The organism is Alteribacillus sp. YIM 98480 (genome assembly GCF_009765375.1).
In the GTDB taxonomy this organism is placed as follows: Bacteria; Bacillota; Bacilli; order Bacillales; family Marinococcaceae; genus Alteribacillus.
Genome location: NZ_VTOK01000002.1, coordinates 297,291 through 312,756 on the forward strand (window position 1 = coordinate 297,291; position 15,466 = coordinate 312,756).

Genomic DNA, 15,466 nt, shown 5'->3' on the forward strand with positions numbered 1-15,466 from the left:
TTTCTCCTTTGCAGGAAAGGTTTATAAGGGTTTTCGTTGCTAGCGCTTTCATAGTTTGTTATAATCGATAAGGTTTAACTGTATTACATACAAGGAAAGAGGGATAGTAATGGAAAAAACATTTATTATGGTAAAACCAGATGGAGTGCAACGTAATCTAGTAGGAGAGATTGTTCAGCGTTTTGAAAGAAAAGGGTTTACGCTTGCAGCTGGGAAACTAATGTCTATACCAAAAGAACTAGCTGAAGAACACTATGGCGAACATAAAGATAAACCATTTTTTGGCGAATTAGTGTCTTTTATAACCTCTGGTCCTGTATTTGCTATGGTATGGGAAGGTGAGGGTGTTATTAGCACAGCACGTAAAATGATGGGTGCGACAAATCCTGCTGATGCTGATTCAGGAACGATTCGAGGAGATTTCGGTGTGCAAGTAAGTATGAATGTAATTCATGGATCGGATTCACCAGAAAGTGCTAATAGAGAAATTGGATTGTTTTTTAACGAAAGTGACTTGATTCAATATAAAAAATCAGTTTCAGAGTGGGTTTAATGAACGTATTCATAACGTCTTTTGCTGATGCAGCGAAAGACGTTTTTCTTTCGAAATGAAAATTTTTGAGTTTTCAATAAATGTCAGCAATGTGCGGACATGGTATAATGAGACTAGTTTCGAGAGAGAGGACAATCATTCATGCAAACCCAGTCAAAAAAACATCCTGATAAAGAAGAGTATATTAATGATGATTACACTAGCTTTGTTCGTAAGGTAAAAAAGAAAACGGGCATAGATCTATCGATGTATAAAGAAGCTCAAATGAAACGCCGGCTTCGTTCTTTCTTTGAAAAAAAAGAATTTGCCAGCTTTGAGGATTTTTTTCATAATGGGATTAATAAGGATGAAGACGTCCTTGCCGAGTTCTTAGAAAGGATGACGATTAACGTCTCAGAATTTTTTAGAAATCCTAAACGGTGGGATGTTTTATCGGACGTTATTCTGCCCCGCCTTTTAAAAGACAAAACAAAACTTAAAGTTTGGTCAGCAGCCTGTTCGACCGGAGAAGAGCCTTACACCTTGTCCATTATTCTTGATCAATATTTGGGCAGCAAAAGCAGTTCTATACTGGCAACAGATATTGATGAAGCTATTCTTTTGCGTGCAAAAACAGGATTTTACACAGGGAAAGCGTTAAAAGAATTATCACAAGATATATTATTACATTATTTTATTAAAGAAACATCAGGTTATCGAGTGAAAGATACGTTAAGAAATAGGATTAGGTTTAAGAAACATAACCTCTTAGCGGATAAGTTTGAGACTGGATTTGATCTGATTGTTTGTCGGAATGTACTAATATATTTTACAGAAGAAGCAAAACATAATATATATAAAGAGTTTAATAAAGCACTTAATACAGGCGGCGTGTTGTTTGTCGGCAGTACCGAACAAATATTCAACCCGGCCCATTATGGTTTTGAAGCAGAAGATACTTTTTTTTATAAAAAAATAAATGAATTGGAATGAACCAGGTCTACATATCTAAAAATGATTCATTGGTTCTTTTTCGTAAATTCTAAAAAATTCTTTAGCTGTGCACACATAAAAAAGCAAATATGTTATCATTTAATGCATAAAAGCACTAAAGAGAGAAACGGCAAGTATGTAAAGAGGAGTGGAAAGTAATGAGATACTTAACAGCAGGGGAATCACACGGTCCGCAGCAGACTACAATTATAGAGGGGCTTCCAGCCAACATGGAGCTGCTTGAAGAGGATATTAATACAGAGCTAGCCCGCAGGCAGGGAGGATACGGACGAGGGCGCCGTATGCAGATTGAAAAAGACAAGGTGCAGATTCTAAGCGGGGTACGTCATGGGAAAACGACCGGTGCTCCGGTAACTCTTGTAGTAGAAAATGATGATTTTAAACATTGGCAGAAAATTATGGGAGCAAAGCCTTTATCTCCAGAGGAAGAAAAGGAAGTCAAACGTAAAATAACCCGTCCGCGTCCTGGCCACGCTGACTTAAATGGAGCTATAAAATACAATCACAGAGATATGCGGAACGTACTAGAACGTTCATCTGCCCGAGAAACAACTGCACGTGTTTGCGCAGGTGCTGTCGCTAAGAAAGTATTGAAAACGTTCGGGATAGAAGTCGGAGGACAAGTCCTCGAAATAGGCGGAATTAAAGCAGACAACCCGGCTTATGAAAATGTGAACGATTTAAAAGAAAGAACCGAAGCATCCCCTGTCCGCTGTCTCGATAAAGAAGCGGAAACCAAAATGATGCAGGCCATTGACGATGCTAAAAAAGAAGGTGATTCAATAGGGGGTGTGGTGCAGACTGTAATCAGCGGTGTGCCGTCTGGTCTTGGGAGCCACGTTCATTATGACCGAAAGTTAGACGCAAAAATAGCAGGAGCAGTCATGAGTATAAACGCATTTAAAGGAGTAGAAGTCGGTATTGGCTTTGAAGCAGCCAGCCGTCCTGGAAGCAAAGTACACGATGAAATTATTTGGGATAATGAAAACGGGTATCAGCGTAAAACTAATAATTTAGGCGGATTTGAAGGCGGAATGACAACAGGAATGCCAATTATTATTCAAGGTGTTATGAAGCCTATCCCTACGCTATATAAACCATTAGAAAGTGTAGATATTGATTCTAAAGAGCCGTTTAAAGCAAGTATTGAACGTTCAGATAGCTGCGCTGTACCGGCAGCATCTGTTGTGATGGAAAACGTTGTAGCTTTTGAAGTTGCAAGTGCTTTGCTTGAAACGTTCGGTTCTGATCGTGTAGATGCGATTGAGAGGAATATCAATGAACATATTCAGTGGTCGAGGGATTTTTAATGAAACAATTAAATATTAATACCTCTAATCAATCTTATCCTGTTTATATTGGTAACAATATTCTCGAAGAAGTGCCGGATTTGCTCGGTTCGTTCTTAGGTGATAAGAGTAAGGCACTGATTATTTCGGATACTAATGTTAGCGTGTTATATGGAGATAAGCTAAAAAGGATTCTTGAACCAATTCTCCCGGTGAGCATTGTTACCGTACCAAATGGAGAACATTCAAAATCAATGGCTAGTTATGAAAAGCTGCTGACTGCTTGCATAGAAGAAGGACTTGATCGCCAATCGGTTATTTTTGCGCTCGGCGGAGGTGTGATAGGTGATTTAGCCGGTTTTTCAGCAGCAACTTATATGAGAGGGATTCCTTTTGTTCAAGTCCCTACTACACTATTAGCTCATGACAGTAGTGTAGGAGGGAAAACGGGAATAAATCATTCTTTAGGAAAAAATTTAATAGGGGCGTTTCATCAGCCATCAGCTGTCCTTTATGACACGGGTACTCTGACTACACTGCCTGATGAGGAATGGCGTTCGGGTTTTGCTGAGATGATAAAACATGCATATATTCAAGATCCAGATTTTTTACATTGGTTAAAAGAAAATGTGAAAACAATCGCTGATGTTAAAACGGATAAAATCCGCCAATTTTTAAAACGTTCTATTGCCGTGAAAGCCGAAATAGTAAAAGAAGATGAAAAAGAGGCAGGCATTCGCGCATTTTTGAACTTTGGGCATACACTCGGCCACGCACTAGAAAAGAATTCCGGTTATGATGGGCAGATTACTCACGGTGAAGCTGTGGCAGCTGGGATGGTATTTGCTATGCGGTTGAGTAATGAGTTAGGGCTTTCCGCTTGGAAAGTGTCTGAAGAGATAGATTGGTTGAAATCGTTAGGTTACCCGGTGGAGGCACCTTCTCAATACTCTGTTCAAAAATTAATAGAAGCTATGAAAAAAGACAAAAAAGCAAGTGCAGGAAATATTAAGTTTGTGCTGCTAAAAGAACCTGGCCGGCCCTTTTTATACACTATAGATGAAAAACTTCTATTTGAATTGCTTTCGAATGATCGAAGGGGGATGACTAGGAATGATTAGAGGGGTTCGCGGAGCAATTACAGTTGACAATAATACGGAAGAAGATATAGTAAACAGTACAAAAACGCTGCTTGAAAAGATGATTAATGAAAACGAATTGAAACCGGAATATGTATCACATATTTGGTTTACAACGACTTCTGATATAGATGCTGCATTCCCAGCAAAAGCGACGCGCTTATTTGATGGATGGCAATGGGTTCCTGTTATGTGTGCTCAAGAGATAAATGTTTCTGATAGTTTACCATTGTGTATTAGAATCATGCTGACGGCAGAATTGGATACAGCGCAAGAAGATGTACAGCATATTTATTTGCGTAAAGCAAAACAACTTCGTCCTGATTTGGAGTTGACAAAAAAGAAGTAAGGTGTGTAATATAGAATTAGTTTAGTTGAGATGAGAAATGATAATGAAATACTAAAATATATAATATTATAGTCGAGCAGAGTGCAGTTAGAAGAGAAGAGCAGAGTTCAGTGGAGCGGAGTATATATGCAGAACCGCCTGAAACTGGATGTTTCAGGCTTTATATTTTTAATAATGGCAGCGGCAATTTGATTTGCAACACTTTTTTGCTTTACTTCCCGCTGTTTACATTATTCCTTCTTTGTTCTCTCCTTCCCTTCATGCTCTCTTCTTGTCAATTATAAGAGGTGAGCCCATGTCAGAATCTTCCTATCCGTTATTTAAAGACCAATCTTTGCGCAATAAAATGGTGCCGTATGTTAGACGGTTCTTTACGGATACTTTAACTCCAATAGAAGTATTTAGAAAACTTGAAAGTGAAGCCGTATTTCTGCTTGAAAGTAAAGACGAAGCGTCTCCTTGGTCCAGGTATTCATTTATTGGACTATCTCCGCAATATAAAATTCAAAGTAAAAATGGGAAATACGTATTTGTAGACAATAGCGAAAGAATATTACTGCAAAATGAAGATCTTGCTGTATTGTTTGAAGAGTCCATTGCATGGCTGAAACCGGGATCACCTTCCATTGAAGTGCCTTTTAAAGGGGGAGCTGTCGGTGTTATTCCTTACGATACAGTAGAAGAATTTGAGCCAGACTTGAAATCAAATGATGATTCTGAACGTGAAGATGAAGTTGTTCTTCTATTTTGCCAGACGTTAATTGCCTTGGATCACGATACAAAAGAACTAACATTTATTCATTATGACGCCGATAGTCAATCAGATGTATTGCATCGTTATGAAAATTCAAAAGAGATTGTTTCTAGGTTGATGGAACAACTTACTTTAGGTTCTAAGGAAGAAGCGTTTTTGTCACCAATAGCAAAAACAGTAGATGTTGATTTTGATGGGGTCCGTTCCAATTATCCTAAGGATAAATTTTTGCATGATGTGGAGAAAATTAAAGAATATATAAAAGCTGGTGATATCTTTCAAGCCGTACTTTCACAGCGATTTGAAAAGGAGGTCACTGTTTCAGCTTTTGATATATACCGCACCCTTCGAATGATTAATCCATCACCTTATTTATTTTATTTAAAACTTGACGATCAAGAAGTTGTAGGAAGTTCCCCTGAAAGGTTAATTCAAGTACAGGATAATCATGTGGAAATTCATCCGATTGCTGGGACTAGAAAGCGTGGAACTACAACAGAAGAGGACGGCGAATTAGTCCGTGAACTTTTAGATGATGAAAAAGAGAAAGCCGAACACTATATGCTGGTTGATCTTGCAAGGAATGATGTAGGCAGAGTAGCAGAATATGGCTCTGTAGCCACTCCTGTATTACTTGAGATCGGGAAATTTTCCCATGTCATGCATATTATTTCGAAAGTAACGGGGAGACTTGCTGCAAATACAAAGCCAATTAAAGCTCTGCAAGCCTCGTTTCCAGCTGGAACCGTTTCAGGAGCACCAAAATTTAGAGCTATGGAAATATTGAAAGAATTAGAACCTGAGCGACGCGGCATTTATGCAGGAGCAGTTTGTTATTTAGGATTTGATGGCAACATTGATTCTTGTATAGCCATCAGAACAATGATCGTTAAAAATAATAAAGCTAAAATACAAGCTGGTGCAGGGGTTGTAGCAGATTCTATACCTGAAAAGGAATTTGAAGAAACGCAAAATAAAGCGGCAGCCTTATTAAAAGCAGTGGAATCTGCAGAAAAAATGTTCGGGAATAATGGGGAGGAGAATGTTCATGCTGAAAAATATATTGAACGGATGTATTGAAGGAGACACGTTGACAGAAGAAAATGCAAAGGCTGCGATGGATGAGATAATGCAAGGAAATGCAACAGAAAGTCAAATAGCCAGCTTATTAACCGTATTACGTTTTCGCGGGGAGACAGTAGAAGAAATGACAGGTTTTGCAAGATCTATGCGGGACCATGTAATAAAGATTCCTCATAATGAAAAATTTGTAATTGATACATGCGGAACGGGTGGAGACAAAAGTTCAACATATAATATATCCACTGCTTCTGCTATTGCTCTTTCTTCTTTTGGCGTAAAAGTAGCTAAACATGGAAATCGTTCTGTCTCATCAAAAAGCGGCAGTGCCGATGTGCTAGAAGAATTAGGCCTTTCTGTACAGACTACACCAGAAGAAGCAGCTGTCTCTCTGGAGCGTCATGATATGGCTTTTTTATTTGCCCCTTTATACCACGTAGCGATGAAACATGCAGTTGCTCCTAGAAAAGAAATTGGGTTTCGTACTATTTTCAATTTATTAGGGCCTATAACAAACCCTGCAAATGCAAACGGACAGGTTATAGGGGTTTTTAATAAAGAGTATGGTTTAAAAATGGCACAGTCTCTTCAGCGCATGGGTGCAGAACGTGCTATGTTTGTTACTGGTGAAGACGGTCTTGACGAAATGACGATAACCGGGAAAACATATGTAACGGAACTAATAGATAATGATATTAAGCAGTATTCGATTACACCCGAGCAATTCGGCTTAAAAAGGGCTGACATTAAACCTGTGCAAGTAAATAACGCAAAGGAAAGCGCTCGTCTGATTGAAGGTATTTTTCAAGGAAGTGTAAGTGGTGCTGCCAAAGATATTCTCGTGCTGAATATAGCTGCAGGACTATATATTGCAGATCAAACCCCATCCCTTGAAGAAGGGGTTAAGGAAGCTAAGAGAGTAATAGAAAACGGTGAAGTTCTTAAGCAATTGCAGCGTCTTAGAAAAGAAAAGGTGGAAGAACAGCATGCTTAATAAAATTATTGATACAAAAAAATCAGAAATACAAACTATACAGCTGCCCCCTCAAGCAGATGTATCAAAATACTCTTTAAAGAATGCTCTAGCACAACATAGTGACGTGCAGGTTATTGCAGAAGTGAAAAAAGCATCCCCTTCCAAAGGGTTAATCCGGCCTGGTTTTCATCCAGAAAAAATTGCAGAAAGTTATCAAAAGGGAGGGGCAGCAGCCCTCTCGGTCTTGACTGATGAACCATACTTCCAAGGGAAACGCGAGTATTTAACGGTGGTAAAACATATGGTATCCATACCTGTGCTGCGAAAAGATTTTATTATCGATAGATTACAAGTAGAAGAAAGTGCAAGAATCGGAGCAGATGCCATTCTTCTAATAGCAGCAGCTCTTGAGCCGGCCCATCTTCACGAGCTGTACGAGGAAGCACACGAAAAAGGATTAGAAGTACTCGTTGAGTTTCATTCTAAAGAGGAACTTGAAAGTGTGCTGAAAATCTTTAAACCTGCTATAATTGGTATTAATAACCGGGATTTACGGACTTTTAAAACGACATTGGCAGTGACAGAGGAATTGAGTGAATTTATCCCTTCTGGCAGTGTGCTTGTAAGCGAGAGCGGTATATATACGAATCAAGATATTCGTACAGTTCAGAATGTCGGGGCTGATGCTGTTTTAGTTGGTGAATCTTTAATGAGGCAGTCTGACGTCGAACTTGCTTTACGACAATTAAAAGGAGAAAGATCTCATGACTCGTCCTTACTTTAAACTATGCGGACTTCATTCAGAACAGGATGTAGAGGCTGCACGTTTTTCCCATGCTGATTATGTAGGGTTTGTATTGGCAGAAAGCAAAAGAAAAGTATCGCCTAAAGAGGCTGCTTCCTGGCTTGAAAGGCATCCATTGCCGGAAAAGAAGGTAGCAGCCCTCTTTGTTAATGCCCCATTAAAAGACATTAAAGATGTGGTTAATGTTCTTTCACCTGATATCATTCAACTGCATGGCTCAGAATCTCCTGAAAAGGCAGCAGAGACGAAACTGAAAGTTGGTTTGGAAGTGTGGAAGGCTCTTCCTCACGATGAAGACACCATAAAGCGAATGGAGTATTATTTAACCAAAGTAGATGGATTTGTTATTGATGCGAAAGTAAAAGGAGCCTGGGGAGGAACAGGTGAACGTTTTGATTGGTCACACGTTCCAAAATATGTTGAATTTGGAAAAGAACACGGCATTCCTGTTTTCATTGCTGGAGGGGTAAATCCAGACAATGTAGAAAAGCTGATGCCATTTCAGCCATGGGGAATTGATCTATCTAGTGGTGTTGAAACAAAAGGTGCAAAAGATAAACAGAAATTGACTCGTTTGGAAATGAGGTTGAATAAAAATGAGTAGAGTCTATCCGGACAACAATGGACGTTTCGGCAGTTTTGGAGGGAAATTTGTCCCTGAGACTTTAATGTATGCCCTCGAAGAATTAGAAAAATCATTAACAGAAGCATGGGAAGATACGACATTCGTTGAAGAATACAAACATACGTTAGCAGAATATGCTGGTCGTCCAACTCCTCTCACGTATGCAGAAAGACTTACCCAGAAACTGGGAGGAGCAAAAATTTACTTAAAAAGAGAAGATTTGCTTCACACTGGGGCGCATAAACTTAACAATGCTGTAGGACAAGCGTTATTAGCTAAACGAATGGGAAAAAGCAAAATCGTAGCAGAAACTGGCGCTGGTCAGCACGGGGTGGCGACGGCAACTGTTTGTGCACGTCTTGGCCTAGAATGCAAGGTTTTTATGGGAGAAGAAGATATGCGGCGCCAGGAACTAAACGTGTTTAGAATGGAATTGCTAGGTGCTGAGGTTGTGCCAGCAGTTTCGGGGAGCAAGACATTAAAAGATGCTACAAATGAAGCAATACGTTATTGGGTGGCTAACGTAGAAGACACTTTCTATCTTATCGGCTCTGTTGTTGGTCCGCATCCTTATCCAAAAATGGTCAGAGATTTTCAACGAATTATTGGAGATGAAACAAAAGAGCAATTACAAGATAAAGAAGGGACTCTGCCAGATGCAGCAGCAGCATGTGTTGGGGGAGGAAGCAATGCTATCGGTATGTTTTATCCATTTTTAGAAGATAATGTAGAACTATTTGGAGCAGAAGCAGCAGGGAAAGGCATATCGACTAAAAAGCATGCAGCTACTATAACGAAAGGAACTAAAGGGGTTATTCATGGATCGCTCACTTATTTAATTCAGGATGAAAATGGGCAGATTATCGAGCCTTACTCCATTTCGGCGGGTCTTGATTATCCGGGAATTGGACCAGAGCATGCTTATCTTGCAGAAAGCGGCCGAGTCGCTTATGAAGGAGTGACTGATAAAGAAGCGCTAGAAGCCCTATCGCTATTAACACGAGCAGAAGGAATACTGCCTGCAATTGAATCTGCACATGCTTTGCACCTTGCTTTTAAAAAAGCAAAAGAGATGAAGGAAGGACAAACCATTGTCATCTGTTTATCCGGAAGAGGAGATAAAGATGTTAATTCCATAAAAGAAGAATGGAAAAGGAGTCTAAATCATGACTAGATTGAGTGTGAATGAAGCGGCTAAAAAAGCAGATTATCCACTATTTATACCGTTTATTATGGCAGGAGATCCCGATCCATCTACAACAATTGAACTTGCGCTTCGTATGGAAGAAGCAGGTGCACATATTGTAGAACTAGGAATTCCTTATTCGGATCCCCTGGCTGATGGTCCGGTGCTTCAGCGTTCGGCAAAAAGAGCTTTGCAGCAGGGAATGAGTCTTACGCGCGCGATGGAGCTTGTGCCAGACATGAGAAGAAGAGGTTTAACGATCCCCGTTATCATATTTACGTATTATAATCCAGTATTGCAAATGGGAGCAAAAACCTTTCTTGATAAAGTCAAAGAAAATGAAGCTGATGGAGTTTTAATTCCAGATCTGCCATATGAAGAAAGCCAGGATCTCACAGTAACTGCTAAAGAAAATGGCCTGGCTAATATTTCACTTGTTGCCCCCACATCGTCGACGAGAATCGAGAAAATAGCGAACAAGGCAGAAGGGTTTTTATACTGTGTATCCAGTTTAGGAGTTACGGGAACGAGGGAGTCTTTTTCAGAGGAAGCATACACATTTATAAAAAATGTCAATTCGAGCAGCAAAGTTCCTGTAGCTGTCGGCTTTGGTATTTCAAAACCTGAACACGTAGAGAATCTCCAAGGAGTATGTAATGGAGTTATAGTAGGCAGTGCTATTATGAAAAAAGTAGAAGAACGTTTAAGCGAGTTATCACAAGAAGGAAAAATGAAACAAAATGCTCTCGAAGAAATAAAATCATTTGTTTCTTCTCTCATTTCGTCGTAACATAGAACAAGAGAGTAGAATTTATTAAGGTGAGGTGCTAAAGTATGAAGTTCAAATCACAAATATTGGGGATGACGCCATATAAACCGGGAAAGCCAATAGAAGAAGTAAAAAAAGAACTCGGTTTAAAGGTAGTCCATAAATTAGCTTCAAATGAAAATCCATATGGTGCCTCTCCAAAAGTACAGGAAGCGATTAAACAAGCGGCATTGCATCCTGAAGTGTACCCTGATGGTTATGCGGCAAACATTAGAGAAGCAGTGGCCGAACATTTAAATGTTAAGCAGAGTCAATTATTATTTGGAGCTGGTTCAGATGAGGTCATTTTAATGCTTTGCCGTGCTTTATTGACACCAGATACCAATACCGTGATGGCAACTCCGTCTTTTTCTCAATATAAACATAATGCTGTTATTGAAGGGGCTGAAATTAGAGAAGTTCCATTAAAAAATGGCATACATGACCTGCCAGCCATGCTCAATCAAATAAATGACAAGACAAGGATTGTATGGGTTTGTAATCCGAATAATCCTTCTGGCACATATGTTGGAAAAGAGGAGTTTGAAGATTTTTTACAGCAAGTTCCTGATCACGTCCTTGTCGTATCGGATGAAGCTTATATTGAATATGTTACAGCCAAAGATTTTCCTAATACGCTTTCCTATTTAGATAATTTTTCTAACTTAATGGTGCTCAGAACTTTTTCTAAGGCTTACGGCCTGGCTTCTATGCGAATCGGCTACGGTGTTGCTGCCGAAGATCTAATGAATAAACTTGATCCAGTTCGGCCGCCCTTCAATACGACCACGATTGCACAGCATGCCGCTATTGCAGCATTAAATGACAAAGCGTATATAGAAGATTGCAGAATAAAAAATAGAGAGGCGTTGGATCAATTTGAAGCCTTCTGTGAGGACAGAAAACTTTCCTATCTGCCTTCACAGACGAATTTTATGTTAATTCATACAGGCATTTCGGGCGATGAAATGTTTACTTCCTTGTTGAAGAAAGGAATTATTGTTCGTTCAGGAGAAGCTCTTGGTTTTCCAGAGTGGATACGGATTACAACTGGTACGAGTGAGCAAAACAAATATTTCTTACAGGCATTGGAAGAATGTTTACATGAACACAAACATTCTATTAAAGGATAAATCTAACGCAGCGGCCTGATTCTAGTAGTTTTATAAAGAATAGTCCGCTGCCTTTTGAGTTCGGAGAGAAATCTTTTAGTGCCTCGAAAGAAAAGAGAAGGAGGGGCAGGATTGGTGAAAAGAAAAATATGCATTATTGGTATGGGTCTTATAGGAGGGTCCATCGCTTTAGCCATAAAAAAAGAGCATAATGTACATATTACGGGAATTGATATTGACAGCAATCAATTAAAATTGGCTCAGTCACTAGGAGTCATTGATGAACCCGCCGAAGAATTAGCAGCAGGCGTAGAAGATGCGGATTTAATCATTATTGCTGTTCCTGTTACAAAAACAGAATGTATAATTGAAGAATTAGAGACCCTCTCATTAAAGAGTGGGGCTATTGTAACGGACGTTGGCAGTACAAAGGAAAGAATATTTCATAAAGCAAAGCAGTTATACAACAAAGGTGTAACTTTTATTGGGGGCCATCCTATGGCAGGATCCCATAAAAGCGGAGTCCAGGCAGCTAAGTCTCATTTATTTGAAAATGCATTTTATATACTAACACCTTGTGAAAATACAAACACTAATAAAATCATTCAACTTCAAAACTGGCTGAAAGGGACAAAAGCCCGTTTTATCGAATTGACACCCAAACAACATGATAAACTTGCAGGATTGATCAGCCACTTTCCTCATATCATTGCTGCGGGACTGGTCCATCAAGTAAAAAATACAGAAAATGAAGACGAGCTTGTTTCTAGGCTGGCAGCAGGCGGCTTTCGTGACATTACGCGTATTGCTTCCGCAAGCCCGGTAATGTGGAGAGATATTCTTTTACACAATAAAGATACTATATTATCACTTCTTCATAATTGGAAAGAAGAAATGAACAATGTCGAACAGATGCTGAATGAAGAAGATCCAACTGAAATTTTACATTATTTTTCTGCGGCTAAAACGTTCAGAGATGGTCTTCCAACAAAAGAAAAAGGTGCTTTACCGGCATTTTATGACTTATTTGTAGATGTCCCGGACCACCCAGGTGTAATATCTGATGTGACGGGAATTTTAGGTGAAGCAGATATTAGTATTACTAACATTCGTATTATTGAAACGCGAGAGGATATAATGGGAGTGTTGCAGCTTTCTTTCCGAACAGAATATGACCGGGAAGAAGGACGTCAACATTTAGAGAATGCTTTATACGAAACATATGTTATGGAATAAAAAAACAGCAGCAAACTATTCTGGAGGATTGTAAAATTCACAAGGATAGTTTGTTGTTTGAAATTCTATTTAAATTAAAACATAAAATATTATTGACTTTTACCTGCACTTCGTTATAATAAAAGTAGCGTATGGTTTCTCTCCACTCCTATCCATACTCTTAATTGAATAGCATTTTTGCTAACCCGATTTGTAAGCGTTTACTTATCGGGTGTTTTTTTGTCTGCAAGTCCTTTTGTACTAACGGCCTTTACCTGCACAGTTCATATTTTTTCGTTTTAGCTCATATCTTCGTGTAAAAGACAAGAAAGGTGAGGAAAACGATGAAATATTGGCTCGTTAGTGCTTCGGAAACAGACAGAGGAAAGATCAATATGAAAATTGAAAATCAATCTATTTTATATAGAGGACGTCATCAATTTGATACTACGATAAAAATAAATGCCAAAGGTTTTCGCATAGAACCTGCAAAAGTGGCAATAGGTGGAGCAGTGAAGCAATTTTGCGGGAACGATAGTGTAGAAAGATGGAAGAAGTTAATAAGAAAAGGGATCACTACCTCTCTAATGATTATGCCGATATCTAAAATAAAAAAAATAGAAAAGATAACAGAAGAATCACTATCTTGTTTAGATAAAGCTCCTATTGATTTTATACTTGTTCCATCTATTAATAGTAGAGATTTCACCCCTGAAGTGGTTAAATGGTTAATAAAAAATAACTATCCAATGGTTGAGGTTTTTTTTACTTCTTTAAAAGAATGTCAGTACGTTTCTTGGGATTGGGTTAAGCAAGCTGTTGGTCCTTCTTCGATAAGCTTTACCTTTTGTTTTCCGCCTCTTTATACAAAGGAAGATTTACGATTGAAAGAGAATTGGGAGACAGCACTTTCTCAGTTATTTAATATAGTTACCTTTCAAAGAGGGGCAGCATTAAATAAAGATGAAATGCAGATAACCGGAGTTTATCCTTCTAAAGGCACAATTGCTCGAGGAGATGCTGATTATTTGTTATACTATGATTTCAAAAGAGAACAAATAGAAAACGAAGTATCTGCAAAAATGGGACAAGAACCTGATATTGTAGTATTAAGAGGGAAGGTTTTAAAGGCTGGATCACATATACAGATTGGTGAAGGGTTTGGGCGTTGTTGTAATGACTTTCTCCCCGGACGCCTTCGTTCGATAAATGGTGTGTAAACGTTGGAGGGTTAAAAATGAAAAAGAGCCTTGAAGACATAATTCAAGTTATTCAAGAGGGTGATATAGAAGAGGGACTTAAAAGCCTTGAGCAATATGAAAAGAGTGCAGATCATCAGGAAAAATATGACCTTGTACAATTATACGAAGAATTAGGGAGACTAGATAAAGCAAAGCCTCTAATAGAAGAATTAATTAATTATTACCCTGAAGAAGGAGAATTATTAACAATGGCAGCCGAAATTGCTATTGATATGGACGAAGAAGATGAGGCGATTGAATGGCTGTTAGAAGTTAATGAAGAAGACGAAGCTTTTTTACGGGCACAAATGCTTCTTGCTGATCTTTATCAATTGCAAGGTCTTGATGAAGTTGCAGAAAAGAAATTAAAAGATGCGCTGCAAAAAGCTCCTGATGAACCCGTCCTTTTAGCTGGTTTAGGAGACTATTATTTAGATAGAGGGGACTTTGCAAAGAGTATTCCTTATCTAAAGCAAGCAGAAAGAATGGGGTTTGAATTTCCTGAAGGCGGCTTAGATCTGAGGCTTGCTGAAGCATACAGTGCTACAGGAGAGTTTGAAACGGCATTACCTTATTATCGAAAAGGATTAAACGAAAAAACAGATCCTCATGCTATGTTTGGAAATGGTTACACTGCCCTGCAAATAGAAGACTATGACTTGGCCGTTAAGTCATTTAATAAGCTAAAAGAAGCTGACCCTGATTTTGTTACGCTCTACCCATATTTGATTCGAGCTTACGAAGGCTTAGAAAAATATGAGTTAGCACTGAAAACAGCAGAACAAGGCTTATCTGTTGACGAATATAATGATACATTGTTTACAGAGGCAGGAAAACTGCAATTGGCATTAGGAAATGAAAAAGTGGCAGAAGAACGGTTCAGAGAAGCATTATCAATAAATCCAGGCAATCAAGAAGCTGCGACTTCTGCTTTGGCTTTATGGCTTGAACAGGAAGACTTTGAAGCGATAGAAGATCTTGTTACGTACTTAAAAGACATAGGAGAAGAGGATGCTAGCTTTGATTGGTATCATGGAAAAGCTTTATGGGAAAAAGAAGATTTCCAAAATGCGTCACAAGCATATGAAAAGGCTTCTGCATCTTTTATGGGTAACGAAGAATTCTTAGAAGATTACGGAAAGTTGTTATTAGAGCTGGGACATAGAGACCAAGCTTTACAGATATTTAAAAAGGCATTTCTTCTCGACCCCTCAAATGAGTCACTTCAAATATTAATAAATGAACTTGAAGATAATTTTTTATAATGGAACGAAAGGAATGAAGAGTTTGCTGTCGAATTATACTGTAAATATACTGGGTGGTTAATTCGTAGGGGGATTT

At 38.8% G+C, this 15,466-nt stretch carries 15 protein-coding genes; all 15 read left to right on the forward strand.

Annotated features, from left to right (window positions below):
- The first annotated feature begins 109 nt into the window (after positions 1-109).
- The gene (ndk, locus tag FZF09_RS04280; protein WP_158735332.1) at positions 110-553 is read left to right on the forward strand and encodes a nucleoside-diphosphate kinase; all 444 of its coding nucleotides are present in this window, start codon (positions 110-112) and stop codon (positions 551-553) included.
- Positions 554-694: 141 nt separating this feature from the next.
- Complete coding sequence (locus tag FZF09_RS04285) at positions 695-1,525, forward strand: CheR family methyltransferase (RefSeq protein ID WP_158735333.1); 831 nt, start codon at positions 695-697, stop codon at positions 1,523-1,525.
- A 158-nt stretch (positions 1,526-1,683) separates the two neighbouring features.
- A complete protein-coding gene (aroC, locus tag FZF09_RS04290; RefSeq protein WP_158735334.1) occupies positions 1,684-2,856 on the forward strand; it encodes a chorismate synthase in 1,173 nt (390 codons plus the stop codon).
- Positions 2,856-3,956 carry a 3-dehydroquinate synthase gene (aroB, locus tag FZF09_RS04295; protein ID WP_158735335.1) on the forward strand — a complete coding sequence of 367 codons (1,101 nt, stop codon included), beginning with the start codon at positions 2,856-2,858 and terminating at the stop codon, positions 3,954-3,956. Before aroC ends, aroB begins: the two co-directional genes overlap by 1 nt.
- Positions 3,949-4,323 (forward strand): chorismate mutase, encoded by a 375-nt coding sequence (aroH, locus tag FZF09_RS04300; protein ID WP_158735336.1) that lies wholly within the window; start codon positions 3,949-3,951, stop codon positions 4,321-4,323. The genes aroB and aroH overlap by 8 nt, the downstream gene beginning before the upstream one ends.
- A 295-nt stretch (positions 4,324-4,618) precedes the next feature.
- Positions 4,619-6,157, forward strand: a complete 1,539-nt coding sequence (gene trpE, locus FZF09_RS04305) for an anthranilate synthase component I (protein WP_158735337.1) — start codon at positions 4,619-4,621, stop codon at positions 6,155-6,157.
- Entirely contained in the window at positions 6,126-7,151 is a 1,026-nt protein-coding gene (gene trpD / locus FZF09_RS04310) for an anthranilate phosphoribosyltransferase (RefSeq protein ID WP_158735338.1), read from the forward strand. Before trpE ends, trpD begins: the two co-directional genes overlap by 32 nt.
- Positions 7,144-7,917 carry an indole-3-glycerol phosphate synthase TrpC gene (gene trpC / locus FZF09_RS04315; protein ID WP_158735339.1) on the forward strand — a complete coding sequence of 258 codons (774 nt, stop codon included), beginning with the start codon at positions 7,144-7,146 and terminating at the stop codon, positions 7,915-7,917. The genes trpD and trpC overlap by 8 nt, the downstream gene beginning before the upstream one ends.
- Positions 7,898-8,542 carry a phosphoribosylanthranilate isomerase gene (locus tag FZF09_RS04320; RefSeq protein WP_158735340.1) on the forward strand — a complete coding sequence of 215 codons (645 nt, stop codon included), beginning with the start codon at positions 7,898-7,900 and terminating at the stop codon, positions 8,540-8,542. The genes trpC and FZF09_RS04320 overlap by 20 nt, the downstream gene beginning before the upstream one ends.
- Positions 8,535-9,737 carry a tryptophan synthase subunit beta gene (trpB, locus tag FZF09_RS04325; RefSeq protein WP_158735341.1) on the forward strand — a complete coding sequence of 401 codons (1,203 nt, stop codon included), beginning with the start codon at positions 8,535-8,537 and terminating at the stop codon, positions 9,735-9,737. The genes FZF09_RS04320 and trpB overlap by 8 nt, the downstream gene beginning before the upstream one ends.
- Positions 9,730-10,539, forward strand: coding sequence for a tryptophan synthase subunit alpha (gene trpA / locus FZF09_RS04330; RefSeq protein WP_158735342.1), 810 nt, complete (start codon positions 9,730-9,732; stop codon positions 10,537-10,539). The genes trpB and trpA overlap by 8 nt, the downstream gene beginning before the upstream one ends.
- Positions 10,540-10,583: 44 nt before the next feature.
- The gene (gene hisC / locus FZF09_RS04335) at positions 10,584-11,690 is read left to right on the forward strand and encodes a histidinol-phosphate transaminase (protein WP_158735343.1); all 1,107 of its coding nucleotides are present in this window, start codon (positions 10,584-10,586) and stop codon (positions 11,688-11,690) included.
- A gap of 78 nt (positions 11,691-11,768) precedes the next feature.
- Positions 11,769-12,905: a prephenate dehydrogenase gene (locus tag FZF09_RS04340; RefSeq protein ID WP_158735344.1), complete on the forward strand. Its 1,137-nt coding sequence runs from the start codon at positions 11,769-11,771 to the stop codon at positions 12,903-12,905.
- Positions 12,906-13,228: 323 nt separating this feature from the next.
- Positions 13,229-14,104, forward strand: a complete 876-nt coding sequence (locus FZF09_RS04345; protein WP_158735345.1) for a hypothetical protein — start codon at positions 13,229-13,231, stop codon at positions 14,102-14,104.
- Between the two features lie 17 nt (positions 14,105-14,121).
- On the forward strand, positions 14,122-15,390 hold the full coding sequence (locus tag FZF09_RS04350; protein ID WP_158735346.1) for a tetratricopeptide repeat protein: 1,269 nt from the start codon (positions 14,122-14,124) through the stop codon (positions 15,388-15,390).
- The last annotated feature ends 76 nt before the right edge of the window (positions 15,391-15,466 follow it).

What these genes read in the sequence shown, in the direction of transcription:
- trpE (WP_158735337.1), top strand. Translation starts at nt 4,619, where the DNA reads ATGTCAGAATCTTCCTATCCGTTATTTAAAGACCAATCTTTGCGCAAT.
- aroC (WP_158735334.1), top strand. Translation starts at nt 1,684, where the DNA reads ATGAGATACTTAACAGCAGGGGAATCACACGGTCCGCAGCAGACTACA.
- FZF09_RS04285 (WP_158735333.1), top strand. Translation starts at nt 695, where the DNA reads ATGCAAACCCAGTCAAAAAAACATCCTGATAAAGAAGAGTATATTAAT.
- FZF09_RS04350 (WP_158735346.1), top strand. Translation starts at nt 14,122, where the DNA reads ATGAAAAAGAGCCTTGAAGACATAATTCAAGTTATTCAAGAGGGTGAT.
- trpC (WP_158735339.1), top strand. Translation starts at nt 7,144, where the DNA reads ATGCTTAATAAAATTATTGATACAAAAAAATCAGAAATACAAACTATA.
- trpB (WP_158735341.1), top strand. Translation starts at nt 8,535, where the DNA reads ATGAGTAGAGTCTATCCGGACAACAATGGACGTTTCGGCAGTTTTGGA.
- FZF09_RS04345 (WP_158735345.1), top strand. Translation starts at nt 13,229, where the DNA reads ATGAAATATTGGCTCGTTAGTGCTTCGGAAACAGACAGAGGAAAGATC.
- aroH (WP_158735336.1), top strand. Translation starts at nt 3,949, where the DNA reads ATGATTAGAGGGGTTCGCGGAGCAATTACAGTTGACAATAATACGGAA.
- ndk (WP_158735332.1), top strand. Translation starts at nt 110, where the DNA reads ATGGAAAAAACATTTATTATGGTAAAACCAGATGGAGTGCAACGTAAT.
- trpA (WP_158735342.1), top strand. Translation starts at nt 9,730, where the DNA reads ATGACTAGATTGAGTGTGAATGAAGCGGCTAAAAAAGCAGATTATCCA.
- aroB (WP_158735335.1), top strand. Translation starts at nt 2,856, where the DNA reads ATGAAACAATTAAATATTAATACCTCTAATCAATCTTATCCTGTTTAT.
- trpD (WP_158735338.1), top strand. Translation starts at nt 6,126, where the DNA reads ATGCTGAAAAATATATTGAACGGATGTATTGAAGGAGACACGTTGACA.
- hisC (WP_158735343.1), top strand. Translation starts at nt 10,584, where the DNA reads ATGAAGTTCAAATCACAAATATTGGGGATGACGCCATATAAACCGGGA.
- FZF09_RS04320 (WP_158735340.1), top strand. Translation starts at nt 7,898, where the DNA reads ATGACTCGTCCTTACTTTAAACTATGCGGACTTCATTCAGAACAGGAT.